This is a genomic window from Nocardia sp. NPDC056064, from assembly GCF_042266925.1.
GTDB lineage: Bacteria > Actinomycetota > Actinomycetes > Mycobacteriales > Mycobacteriaceae > Nocardia.
The window spans coordinates 2,911,019-2,922,749 of the sequence record NZ_JBHJWO010000001.1 but is presented as its reverse complement, the minus strand read 5'-3'; the positions used below and the strand labels follow the sequence as shown (position 1 = coordinate 2,922,749).

General features: G+C 66.3%; 14 protein-coding genes. 11 read left to right on the top strand and 3 right to left on the bottom strand.

Annotation, left to right across the window (positions count from 1 at the left end; all coding sequences use genetic code 11):
- Window positions 1-12: 12 nt before the first annotated feature.
- The 4 genes from ACFC06_RS13490 (at window position 13) to ACFC06_RS13475 (ending at window position 2,459) form a co-directional block, all read left to right on the top strand.
- Window positions 13-540 carry a hypothetical protein gene (locus ACFC06_RS13490; RefSeq protein WP_375930029.1) on the top strand — a complete coding sequence of 176 codons (528 nt, stop codon included), beginning with the start codon at window positions 13-15 and terminating at the stop codon, window positions 538-540.
- A gap of 71 nt (window positions 541-611) precedes the next feature.
- Window positions 612-1,199, top strand: coding sequence for a hypothetical protein (locus ACFC06_RS13485; protein ID WP_375930028.1), 588 nt, complete (start codon window positions 612-614; stop codon window positions 1,197-1,199).
- A 58-nt stretch (window positions 1,200-1,257) separates the two neighbouring features.
- Window positions 1,258-1,674, top strand: coding sequence for a DUF6188 family protein (locus tag ACFC06_RS13480; protein ID WP_375930027.1), 417 nt, complete (start codon window positions 1,258-1,260; stop codon window positions 1,672-1,674).
- A gap of 245 nt (window positions 1,675-1,919) precedes the next feature.
- Window positions 1,920-2,459: a hypothetical protein gene (locus ACFC06_RS13475; RefSeq protein ID WP_375930026.1), complete on the top strand. Its 540-nt coding sequence runs from the start codon at window positions 1,920-1,922 to the stop codon at window positions 2,457-2,459.
- Between the two features lie 19 nt (window positions 2,460-2,478).
- Here the strand turns inward: ACFC06_RS13475 and soxR are convergent, their stop codons facing one another.
- A complete protein-coding gene (gene soxR, locus ACFC06_RS13470) occupies window positions 2,479-2,964 on the bottom strand; it encodes a redox-sensitive transcriptional activator SoxR (RefSeq protein ID WP_375930025.1) in 486 nt (161 codons plus the stop codon).
- A 129-nt stretch (window positions 2,965-3,093) separates the two neighbouring features.
- Here soxR and arcA point away from each other — a divergent pair, with 129 nt between their 5' ends.
- On the top strand, window positions 3,094-4,335 hold the full coding sequence (gene arcA, locus ACFC06_RS13465; RefSeq protein ID WP_375930024.1) for an arginine deiminase: 1,242 nt from the start codon (window positions 3,094-3,096) through the stop codon (window positions 4,333-4,335).
- Between the two features lie 4 nt (window positions 4,336-4,339).
- A complete protein-coding gene (locus ACFC06_RS13460; RefSeq protein WP_375930023.1) occupies window positions 4,340-4,696 on the top strand; it encodes a GntR family transcriptional regulator in 357 nt (118 codons plus the stop codon).
- Here ACFC06_RS13460 and ACFC06_RS13455 read toward each other — a convergent pair.
- Window positions 4,693-6,291, bottom strand: coding sequence for a dolichyl-phosphate-mannose--protein mannosyltransferase (locus ACFC06_RS13455; RefSeq protein WP_375935463.1), 1,599 nt, complete (start codon window positions 6,289-6,291; stop codon window positions 4,693-4,695). The two genes, ACFC06_RS13460 and ACFC06_RS13455, sit on opposite strands and share 4 nt — an antisense overlap.
- A 181-nt stretch (window positions 6,292-6,472) precedes the next feature.
- On the opposite strand from ACFC06_RS13455, the gene rsmI reads away from it, so the two are divergent.
- The 4 genes from rsmI to ACFC06_RS13435 are packed head-to-tail and all read left to right on the top strand — an operon-like array spanning window position 6,473 to window position 9,238.
- Window positions 6,473-7,300 carry a 16S rRNA (cytidine(1402)-2'-O)-methyltransferase gene (rsmI, locus tag ACFC06_RS13450; RefSeq protein ID WP_375930022.1) on the top strand — a complete coding sequence of 276 codons (828 nt, stop codon included), beginning with the start codon at window positions 6,473-6,475 and terminating at the stop codon, window positions 7,298-7,300.
- Between the two features lie 43 nt (window positions 7,301-7,343).
- Window positions 7,344-7,862, top strand: a complete 519-nt coding sequence (locus ACFC06_RS13445) for a helix-turn-helix domain-containing protein (RefSeq protein WP_375930021.1) — start codon at window positions 7,344-7,346, stop codon at window positions 7,860-7,862.
- Window positions 7,862-8,437 carry a PIN domain-containing protein gene (locus ACFC06_RS13440; protein WP_375930020.1) on the top strand — a complete coding sequence of 192 codons (576 nt, stop codon included), beginning with the start codon at window positions 7,862-7,864 and terminating at the stop codon, window positions 8,435-8,437. The genes ACFC06_RS13445 and ACFC06_RS13440 overlap by 1 nt, the downstream gene beginning before the upstream one ends.
- Window positions 8,438-8,485: 48 nt before the next feature.
- A complete protein-coding gene (locus ACFC06_RS13435; RefSeq protein WP_375930019.1) occupies window positions 8,486-9,238 on the top strand; it encodes an isocitrate lyase/phosphoenolpyruvate mutase family protein in 753 nt (250 codons plus the stop codon).
- A gap of 61 nt (window positions 9,239-9,299) precedes the next feature.
- On the opposite strand, the gene metG is transcribed toward ACFC06_RS13435, so the two are convergent.
- Complete coding sequence (gene metG / locus ACFC06_RS13430; protein ID WP_375930018.1) at window positions 9,300-10,868, bottom strand: methionine--tRNA ligase; 1,569 nt, start codon at window positions 10,866-10,868, stop codon at window positions 9,300-9,302.
- A 1-nt stretch (window position 10,869) separates the two neighbouring features.
- Between metG and ACFC06_RS13425 the strand changes: the two genes are divergently transcribed.
- A complete protein-coding gene (locus ACFC06_RS13425) occupies window positions 10,870-11,724 on the top strand; it encodes a TatD family hydrolase (RefSeq protein ID WP_375930017.1) in 855 nt (284 codons plus the stop codon).
- Window positions 11,725-11,731 lie beyond the last annotated feature (7 nt).

Here is an 11,731-nt window from a genome sequence, read left to right as displayed (position 1 = left end):
TGGAAAGTCGTGATGGCGGTCGCGGTTGCGGCAGCGCTGTTGTGCTGCGTTTGGTACATGTGGGCCAGTGTGCGGGTGTTCGATGACGTGGACGCTGTGCTGTTCGTCGTTCCCGCGCTCGTCGTTCCGGTGTCGGCGTGGTTGGTATTGGTGATCGTCGCCGGTGTCAAATATGCGAACTGGTGGCGGTGGGGTTTGCTGGTGCCCGGATTGATCATCACCACTATGGTGCTGTCGGAATACTACGTACCGGGACGCGTGGGTTGGATGATGTCGCGAACTGAAATGGACCGAGCGGCCATTTCGTGCGACTCTCTGGAAAGCGGACGGTTCGGTGTTCCGTACCGTAGTGAAACTATCGGAGATTACCGGTTCCATCACATCGGGGGTGGTCCCGACGGAAAATGCACGTTCTACCTTTCCCGATACTATCCGGGAAGCGTCAGCGGATTCATGTATCTGCCGGATGGAACAATTCCCATCAGCACTATCGACACCCGCTATGTCGATCTCGGTGGCTATTGGTACTACTTCAGATGACCAGACATCCGCAAACCGGCCGGGGTCGGGCACAGCAAATTTGGGGGTGAGCCGTTGTGCGGAGTATCGGCGTGACGACGGAAGTGTCTGAGCGGGTGAGGTCACCACTGCCGACTGCATGGAAAGTGGTGATGTCGGTCGCGGTTGTTGCGACGTTCCTGTGCTGCGCCTGGGCGCTGTGGCCCAGCGTGGCCGTGTTCGATGACGAGGACGTCTTGATATCGGTCGGACTTGTTGTCGCCCTACCGGTACTGATGTGGCTGGTGTTGGCGGCAATCGCTGGCGTGAAATACGCCAATTGGTGGCGCTGGGGACTGCTGATTCCTGTGTCGATTATCGTCACGCTGATGTTGTTGGAGTTTCATTTACCGGGTCGTATCGGTTGGTTGATGACACGAGATGACATGGACCGGGCAGCTGCGGTATGTGAAACTCTGGAGACTGGGCTTTCGGACCCTCGGTACAAGAGCGTGACGATTGGACAATACGACTTCCATCATGTCGATAGCGAGCCCGACGGGGGATGTGAATTCAACCTGTCGAGGTATTATCCGGTTGTTCGCAGCGGCTTCGTGTATATACCGAGTGGTCGAACCCCCACCAGCACTATCGATACCCGGTACGTCCACCTCGGTGGCTACTGGTACTACTTCGGATGACCAGACACCCGCAAGCCGGCCGGGGTCGGGCGCAACAAATTTAAGGGGGTGAGCCGTTGTGTGGGAGCTCGATGATCGGTGGATCTTGCCGTTGCGGGGAAATGCTGTTACGGGCATTTCTTGGCACGGCGATAGTGTGACAATGAGCCTTGAAAACTCATTTTCGCTAGCGGTCGGATCCGATGCCTATCTCACGCCAGGGACCGGCAGAAGAAATGATGTCGAAGCCAAGCCGGTTTTCGAATGGCATAGAGAAGTAGCTGAACGGGCTATGCGGTCGCAGGTCGTTTCGTCTGTTGGATTCAAGTCGGGTACTATCCGTATCAGGTTCCACAATGGCTGGGGATTGGTCGCGCGAATAGGTGGCGGCGTACAGGCGGTGGTCATGGAAAATGGCCGCGTGTTGTGGGCGCAGGTCGCGAATGCGGGGGCGGACGGGAATGCGAAGTATCGGCGTGACGATGGAATTGCCTGAGCGAGGTAGTACGTCGCCGGTCGATATGGGACGCCTCATCGCAGGACATGTCGGAGGCCCTCACGAAACTCCCTGCTGGTACTGGGTTGTCGAAAAGCCTGACAACCCAAACCTTCGCACACGCAACCGCCTGAACCCCATTGCAAATCCGTGTTGGTCGGGAAATGCGCAATCGAATGGCCCTCTGCATCTGAGCATCAGTTACTGGATAGCGCAATAATTGCCGGAAAGATCGAAGGTGGCCCGTGAAATCAGGGATTCTGGTCGTAGCTGCTCTCGCCGCAACCGCATGCGGATCACATGAAGAAACCACCCTGGAGTCCACCACATTCACTGCGACACAAGCACAGCAGCGGATTTCCGAGAACCTTGCAGCTGCCATCGCGGATTTACCCGGCGGTGTTCATCTGTCGAAGACCTCGGATAATCCGGGTCTGTCCGCTTTCGGCAAAGAGCGGCCGGTATCGAGTCCGTGTTGGGAGGGCAGTGCTCAGACGACAGGCATGTATTACTTGAGCTCCAGCTATTGGATGTCCGGCGTGCCGGCAGGCGAGAACCGGGCGTACTACGATGCGACTGTTCGCGCGTGGGAAGAGCGGGGCTGGGCGGTTGAACACGTCTCGGCTTGGGTGACCACAGCAACGTTGCCTGACAAGTTCGGCCTTCGGCTACAGGATGCGGACGAGGGTGACGGTTCGCTGAGCGTGACCGGCATGTCTGCCTGTGTGCACGAGTCGACAATCGATGATGTGGTGGCCGAACCGGAAACGATCAACCATCCCTGACTGGGTCGAGTCGTGACGTTCACCCGCAAACCGGGCGGGTCGGGCAGTTCAGGTGGACGTCCAGCACCCGGGCGCCGGGACCTTCGGCTCCGAGGTGGTCCTGTTCGTTGACCAGTTTGCAGGAGCCCAGGGACAGGCATCCGCAGCCGATGCAGCCGGTGAGGTTGTCGCGGAGGCGGGTGAGTTGGGTGATGCGGTCGTCGAGGTCTTCGCGCCAGGTGGTGGACAGGGTTTCCCAGTCGCGGCGGGTGGGGGTGCGGCCTTCGGGGAGGCGGTCCAGGGCCGAGCGGATCTCGCTGAGTGGGATGCCGACGCGCTGGGAGATGCGGATGAAGGCGACTCGGCGCAGCGTTTCCCGAGCGTAGCGGCGTTGATTGCCACTGGTTCGACGACTCGATATGAGACCTTCACGTTCGTAGAAGTGCAACGCGGACACTGCAACTCCACTACGATCGGAAAGCTGCCCGGGGGTCAGCTCCTTCGTTTGCCAATCGGCCGTCGTCATTCCTGCTCCTCCCACTTCACCTAAACAATACTTGAGGTCTTCGTCGCGTGTACGAAAACGGGCGGACTCGGCGCCGCTGGTCTGCGGGTCTTCCGTGCCGACCCGCGCGGTTCGGATTACCGTTTGCGCATGGGAACCACCCCCGATACGCGCCTGGCCGTCACCTCCGAGGTCGGCACGCTGCGCACGGTGCTGCTGCACCGCCCCGGTGACGAACTGCGCAGGCTCACCCCCAGCAACAACGATCAGCTGCTCTTCGACGGCATCCCGTGGGTCGAGCGCGCCCAGGCCGAGCACGACGCGTTCGCCGCCGTGTTGCGCGAGCGCGGCGTGGAGGTGCTGCTGCTGGCCGACCTGCTCGCCGAGACCCTGGCCGTGAGCGGGGCCGCGCGCATCCAGGGCATCTCCGCGGCCGTCGACGCGCGCAGGCTCGGCCACGGCCTGGCCGACCAGCTCGCCGCCGAACTGCGCAAGGTCGAGGCCCGCGAACTCGCCGACATCCTGATGGCGGGCATGACCTTCGACGAGCTGCCCTTCGGCCCCGACACCACCTCGCTGGTGCGGCGGATGCACCACGGTGCCGATTTCGTCATCGATCCGCTGCCGAATCTGCTGTTCACCCGCGATTCCTCGTTCTGGATCGGCCCCAAGGTGGCGATCACCTCGCTGGCGCTGCCCGCGCGCATCCGCGAGACCTCGATCACCGACCTGATCTACGCCTTCCATCCGCGATTCCTGGGCGTGCGGCGCGCCTACGAATCGCACACCGCGCCGATCGAGGGCGGTGACGTGCTGCTGCTCGCGCCGGGCGTGGTGGCGGTCGGGGTGGGGGAGCGCACCTCCCCGGCGGGCGCGGAAGCCTTGGCGCGCAGTCTCTTCGACGACGATCTGGCCCACACCGTGCTGGTGGTGCCGATCGCGCAGAACCGGGCCACCATGCATCTGGACACCGTGTGCACCATGGTCGACACCGACGCGGTGGTGATGTATCCGGGTGTGCGGGACAGCTTGCGCGCGTTCACGATCCGCCGCGAGGACGGTTTCGCCGCGCGCACCGAACTGGACCGGATCAGCATCAGCGGCCCCGAACCGTTCCTGCCCGCGGCGGCGGCCGCCATGGGGATTCCCAAGCTGCGGGTGATCGACACCGGACGCGACGGTGTCACCGCCGAACGGGAACAATGGGACGACGGCAACAACACCCTGGCGGTGGCGCCGGGCGTGGTGGTCGCCTACGAGCGCAACGAGATGACCAATTCGCGCCTGGCCGACGCCGGGATCGAGGTGCTCACCATCTCCGGTTCGGAGCTGGGGTCCGGGCGCGGTGGTCCGCGTTGCATGTCCTGCCCGCTGTCCAGAGACGAGGTCTGAGCGCGTGTTCCACGTCGAGCTGTCCACCGACTCCAGCCGGCCGCCCTACGAACAGCTGCGCATGGCGGTGATCGAACAGGTCCGCGCGGGCACGCTCACCGCGGGCACCAAGATCCCCACCGTCCGCGCCCTGGCCGCCGACCTGGGCATCGCCCCCAACACCGTCGCCCGCGCCTACCGCGAACTCGAGGCCGACGGCGTCCTCGAAACCCGCGGCCGCCAGGGCTCTTTCATCGCCTCCTCCGGCGACCCCACCCGCGACATCGCGGGCCGCGCGGCCGTGGAATACATCGCCACCATCCGCCGCCTCGGCCTCACCGACGCCGACGCCGTCGACTTCGTCCACCGCGCCCTGGACTAGCGCCAGCTGGGGAGCCAGAGGTGGTCCTGCCAGGTGGCGGGGCTGATCGGCTGGGCGGTGAGGATGGGCCAGAGCCAGACGAAATTGGCGATGACCAGGGCCAGGTAGATGCTGGCGATCAGCAGGCCGAGGGCGTAGCGCTCGTTGACGGGGGCGGGCAGATAGGTGCCGTTGGGGCCGCGGGGGATGCCCACGGGGCGGGCCGGGCCGAGGATGTCGCCCAGGATCATGGCCACGCCCATGGCCAGGAACGGGGCGAGCACCACCGCGTAGAAGAAGTACATCTGGCGGTCCAGGGTGAGGAACCAGGGCAGCAGACCGGCGCCGTAGCCGACCAGCACCGCGGCGTAGCGCCAGTCGCGGCGCACGACGGTGCGCCAGATCATCCAGCCCAGCGCGGGCAGCGCCAGCCACCACAGCGCGGGCGTGCCCACCGCCATCACGGCCTTCACGCACTGGGTTTCGCCGCAGCCGGTGACCGAGCCGTCGGCGTAGTAGTAGAGCATCGGGCGCAGGCCCATCGGCCAGGTCCACGGCTTGGATTCCCACGGGTGGTGATTGCCCGAGGAATTGGTGAGCTCGGTGTGGAACTCCAGGGTGCGGGCGCTGTAGTACCAGAGCGAGCGCAGCGCGTCGGGGGCCACGTGCGACCAGAAGCCGCCGGTGCCGACGGGTTCCTTGGTGAGCGCGGGATTGCCGACGGCGTAGCGGTAGGCGCTGGATTCGTTGGCGAACCATGCCCAGTAGGTGGCCAGGTAGGTGACCAGCGGGACGGCGACCAGCGCGTAGAGGGCGGGCCCGATATCGCGCACCGCGGTGCCGAGCCAGGGCTTGCGCACGCCGTAGGCGCGCCGGGCACTCACGTCGAAGGCCACACACATCAGGCCGAAGAACATGATGAAGTACATGCCCGACCACTTGGTGCCACAGGCCAGGCCGAGCAGCACACCCGCGCCGAAACGCCACCAGCGCACGCCCAGCCGCGGTCCCCAGTCCGACAGGCCGACCCGTCCGGCCAGGTCGGCCGCGGCCATGCGTTGTCGCACCTCGTCGCGGTCGACGATCAGACAGCCGAACGCGGCGGTCACCAGCAGCGCCATGAAGATGTCGAGCATGCCGATCCGGGAGGAGACGAAGGTCAGCCCGTCGGCGATGAGCAGGATGCCCGCGAACGCGCCGATCAGCGTCGAGCGGGACATGCGCCGCACGATCCGGATCACCAGCAGCACCAGGATCGTGCCCGCCAGCGCCGCGGTGCCGCGCCAGCCCCAGGCGTTGTACCCGAAGATCGCCTCGCTGATCGCGATGAACTGCTTGCCGACCGGCGGATGCACCACCAGGCCGTAGGCGGGGTTGTCCTCCACGCCGCCACCGGTGACCATCTGCCAGGCCTGCGGCGCGTAGTGCTTCTCGTCGAAGACGGGAGTGCGGGCGTCGGTGGGGTAGTTCAGGTTCGCGAAACGGGTGATCGCGGCGATCAGAGTGAGCGTGAGCGTGACCGCCCAGCCGCGCGCGGTGTCGAGCGGACCGAAATCCGGGGCCGGGCGCAGTGGTCCGGGAGCGACCACCCCGGGCACGGGTCGCGACGAGGACATCGCGCGTGGTTCGGTCACCGGGATCACGCCCCGATCGTAGGCGGTGCGCCCGTCGAAGTCCGATTCGACACCGTCGCCCCGTGGCCGCGCACAGGCCGGGGTGGGCGCGATACCCACGCCTGACAGAATGAACGCGGGCTGATCGAGCCGGGCGGAACTACGGAGAGGCGGGACGCCAACTGTGCTGGTCCTAGCGGCTACCCCGATGGGTGACATCGGCGACGCGTCCCAGCGGTTGCGCGACGCGCTGGGCTCGGCCGATGTGGTCGCCGCCGAGGACACCCGGCGCACCCGCTCGCTGGCCAAGGCGCTGGGCGTGGAGATCACCGGCCGGGTGGTCAGTTTCTACGATCACGTCGAGACCGCCCGCATCCCCGCCCTGCTCGACGACATCGCGAGCGGGCTCACCGTCCTGCTGGTCACCGACGCGGGCATGCCCTCGGTGAGCGATCCCGGCTACCGGCTCGTCGCCGCCGCCGTGGAACGGGAGCTGCCGGTCACCTGTTTGCCCGGGCCGTCGGCCGTCACCACCGCGCTCGCGCTGTCGGGGCTGCCGGTGGAGCGTTTCTGCTTCGACGGGTTCGCCCCGCGCAAGGGCGGCCAGCGCCGGGAGTGGTTGCGCACCTTGGCCGCCGAGCAGCGCGCGTGCGTGTTCTTCGAGGCGCCGCACCGCCTGGCCGACTGCCTGGCCGACGCCGTCGCCGTGCTCGGCCCGGATCGCCGCGCCGCCGTCTGCCGCGAACTCACCAAGACCTACGAGGAAGTCGTGCGCGGCACCCTCGCCGAACTCGCCGCCTGGTCGGTCGAGGGCGCCCGCGGCGAGATCACCGTCGTCCTGGCCGGTGCCCAGCCCACCACCGCCGACCCCGCCGACCTGGTCACCGAGGTCGAAACCCTCGTCGCCGGCGGCATGCGCCTCAAAGACGCCTGCGCCGAAGTCTCCGCCGGCCGCGGCGCCTCCCGCAAGGACCTCTACGAAGCCGTCCTCACCGCCCGCGCGTCCGGCTGACAACGAGGTTGCGATTTTTTCGAATTTGCCTGATGCTGTATCTATGACAGGTGCTCACCGGGAAGTTCGGCGGAAGGGCACTGTCCTGCCGCCCGAAGATCTGCGTGAACTGCTGAATCTGTCCGTATTCCTGGAGCAACACAACGAGCCTGCCGCCCTGCTCGGCCCTGATGGCCAGCAGATTCCGCTTCCGGTGGAGGTGTATGAAGTGCTTGTCCAGGTCGTCGGTGCGATGCGTAGGCGCCGCGCCGTGACCATCGCGCCTGTGGAGCAGTGTCTGACGACGCAGCAAGCAGCGGACCTGCTCGGAATCAGTCGCCCGACCTTGATCAAGTTGGTGGAGCAAGGGCAGCTTCCCTGTGAGAAGCCCTCCGGCAGCAGGCATCGGCGGTTGTTGCTGAGCGATGTACTCGATTACCAGGAACGTCGGCGGGCGGAACGGGGCGCGATCTTGAGTGAGCTCGTCCGCGACGCTGAGGAGGATGGTTTGTACGAACCTACCGCCGAGGCATATATGAATGCCGTCGAGGAGGCGCGGGCCGCGAGAACCTCGGAGGGTTGATGTCCGGATTTCGCGTGGTACTGGATGCATGCGTTCTCGTTCCCATCGTGAAATCGGATCTCCTTCTGACGCTGGCCACTAGGCATGCCTTTTGTCCTCTGTGGAGCGAGCGCATCCTCGATGAGGTCTCTCGTGCGGTAGTCAAGGTCAATCCTCGGATGACCGACGAGCGCATAGCCCGGCGTGTCGACGGGATGAACACAGCCTTCGAAGATGCGTGTGTGGTCGGCTGGGAGCCACTGGAGCAGGGCGTGACCGGACTGCCTGATGCAGCGGATCGCCATGTCGTCGCCGCCGCTGTGCGGGGTAACGCCGAAGCCATCGTGACAGACAACTTGAAGCACTTCCCCGCGGAAGTACTCAGTCAGTGGGGCTTGCATGCGATGAGTTCGGATGACTTCCTACTCGATGTACTCGACCTGAATCCGAGCGTGATGTTGTCCAGCCTGATCGAGATGGCGGGTCGGCGGAAGAACCCACCGGTCGCGGTCGACGAGATCGTGGTCGCTCTCGGTATGGCGAACGCCTCGAGGTTCGCACGTGAGGTCGAAGCGATCCTGGTCGAGGACATGTGACTGCAGGCTTCTCCGGCGCTGTCTCGATCGGTGAGGCATCATCGCGGTATGACCTCTCTGGATGCGAAAGCCAAGACTCTGCTCGAACTGCACCGGCCGGGGGATCCGGTGGTGTTGCCGACGGTGTGGGACGCGTGGTCGGCGAATGTGGCTGTGGGGGCCGGGTTTTCGGGGTTGACGATGGGTAGTCACCCGGTGGCGGACTCGGTGGGGCGCAGTGACGGGGAGGGGATGAGTTTCGAGGAGCTGCTGGCGCGGGTCGCGCAGGTGACCGGGGCGGTGGAGGTGCCGGTGTCGGTGGATGTCGAGTCGGGGTACGGGCTCGAGCCCGCCGCGATCGTCGAGGGGCTGCTCGGGGCGGGGGCGGTCGGGCTCAATATCGAGGACACCGTGCACAGCGAGGGCAAGCGGCTGCGCTCGCCCGAAGAGCACGCCGAACTGGTGGGTGGGCTGCGCGCGGCGGCCGACGCGGCGGGGGTGCACCTGGTGGTGAACGCCCGCACCGATCTGTTCCTGCGTCAGGACGGCGACGAGGCCGACCGGGTCGACCGGGCCATCGCCCGGCTGCGGCTGGCCGCCGACGCGGGCGCCGATGTGCTGTACCCGGTGGGCTGGCACTCCGACGAGGTGCTGCTGCGGCTCACCGGCGAACTGCCGCTGCCGGTCAATGTGGTGACCAAGCCGGAGAATCCGGGCAAGGAGCACTTCGCCTCGCTCGGCGTCGCGCGGATCAGTTTCGGGCCGCTGCTGCAGGCGGCGCTGGGCGCCGAGGCGAGCCGGCTGCTCGCCGCCTGGACCTGACCGTCCCGGACAGACGAGAACGGCGCGCGGTGTCCACCGCGCGCCGTCGTCGTGAGCGGGGCTATTCCTTCGGTTCCACGTAGCGCGGGAACACCGGCTCCGGCGCGGGCAGCGCGGTCCCGGGAACCAGCGGGGTGGCGATATCGGCGAAGGTCCGGCCCTCCTGGCCGAGCAGATCCAGGATCTTGGCCGCCGAACCGGGCATCACCGGCTGCACCAGGACGGCCACGATCCGCACCACCTCGAGAGTGACGTAGAGGACCGTCGCCATCCGCGCCAGATCCTCCTCGGTGCCCGACTTGCGCAGGGCCCAGGGGGCATTGGCGGAGAAGTAGCGGTTGGTCTCGCCGAGGGTCAGCCAGATCGCCTCCAGCGCCAGATGCATCTGCTGGACGTCGAACTCGGCGCGGCAGCGCTCGAGCAGGGCGCCCGCCCGGTCGAGCAGGGCCTGGTCGTCGGCGGTGAACGCACCCGGCGCGGGCACCTGCGCCTCGCAGTTCTTGTTGACCATGGTCAGGCTGCGCTGCACCAGGTTGCCGAACTCGTTGGCCAGGTCGGCGTTGATCCGGCCCGCGATGGCGTCGTTGCTGTAGCTGCCGTCCTGACCGTAGGAGATCTCGCGCAGCAGGAAGAAGCGCACCTGGTCCAGGCCGTAGGTGGATACCAGGCCGAGCGGGTCGACGACATTGCCCGTCGACTTCGACATCTTCTCGCCCTTGTTGTACAGGAACCCGTGCACGAATACCCGGTCCGGCAGCGCGATCCCGGCCGACATCAGGAACGCGGGCCAGTACACCGTGTGGAAACGGGTGATGTCCTTGCCGATGATGTGCACGTTGGCGGGCCAGTACTTCTGGAAGGCCGCGGACTCGGTGTCCGGGAAGCCGACGCCGGTGAGGTAGTTGGTGAGCGCGTCGACCCACACGTACATCACGTGGTCGGGCTGGCTCGGCACCGGAACGCCCCAGTCGAAGGTGGTGCGCGAGATCGACAGATCCTTCAGCCCGGCCTTGACGTAGCTGACGATCTCGTTGCGCCGGGTGGCGGGCGCGATGAACTCGGGGTGCTCCTCGTAGAGGGCCAGCAGCTTGTCCTGGTACTCGGAGAGCTTGAAGAAGTAGTTCGACTCCTCGGTCCAGGTGACCGGGGTCTGCGTCTCGGTCGAGACGCGGGTGCCGTCGTCGAGGAGGGTGGTCTCCTCCTCGGTGTAGAAGGCCTCGTCGCGCACCGAGTACCAGCCGGAGTAGTTGCCCAGGTAGATGTCGCCGTTGGCGAGCATCCGCTGCCAGATGGCGATGCTGGCGGCCTTGTGGTCCTCGTCGGTGGTGCGGATGAAGCGGTCGAAGGAGATGTCGAGCGCCTTGTCCATCGCCTCGAAGACATCGGAGTTGCGCGCCGCCAGCTCCTGCACCGGGATGCCCTCGGTGGCGGCGGTCTGCTGCATCTTCTGGCCGTGCTCGTCGGTGCCCGTCATGAAGAAGACGTCGTAACCGTCGAGTCGCTTGAACCGGGCCAGCGCGTCGGTCGAGATGTACTCGTACGCGTGCCCGATGTGCGGCGCACCGTTGGGGTACGCGATGGCCGTGGTGATGTAGAAGGCGGGCGCCTCGGCGCCTTCAGGTGCGCTCATGATGCGAACTACTGTAATCCGCGTGGCAAACCAAAATCGTCCGGCTCCGCCCCTTCCGCCGCCGCTCGCGCCGCTGATCGACGCGCACACCCACCTCGACGCCTGTGGCGCAACCGATGCCGCCTCGACCACGGTGATCGTGGACCGGGCCGCGGCGGCGGGCGTCGGGCAGGTGGTGACCGTGGCCGACGACCTCGCCGCGGCCCAGTGGGCGGTCCAGGCGGCGCAGTGGGACCCGCGCGTCTACGCGGCCGTCGCCCTGCATCCGACCAGGGCCAACGCCCTCGACGACAAGGCCAAGGCCGAGCTGGAGCACCTGGCCACCGACCCGCGGGTGGTCGCCGTCGGCGAGACCGGCCTGGACTACTACTGGCCCGGCAAGCTCGACGGCTGTGCCGACATCGAGACCCAGATCGAGGGTTTCCGCTGGCACATCGACCTGGCCAAACGGGTCCGCAAGCCGCTGATGATCCACAACCGCGAGGCCGACCACGACCTGCTCACCGTGCTGCTCGACGAGGGCGCCCCGGACACGGTGATCTTCCACTGCTTCTCCTCCGACGCCACCATGGCCGAGGCGTGTGTGGCCGAGGGCTACGTGCTCAGCTTCTCCGGGACGGTCAGTTTCAAGAACGCGCACGAGCTTCGCGAGGCCGCCAAGCTGGTGCCCGACGACCAGATCCTGGTGGAGACCGACGCGCCCTATCTCACCCCGCATCCCTATCGCGGCGCCCCGAACGAGTCGTACTGCCTGCCGTATACCGTGCGGGCGCTGGCCGAGGTCCGCGAGCAGGACCCGCAGGAGCTGGCCGAGATCACCACCGCCAACGCCCGCAGGCTCTACCGGATCCGGTAGCCCGGGT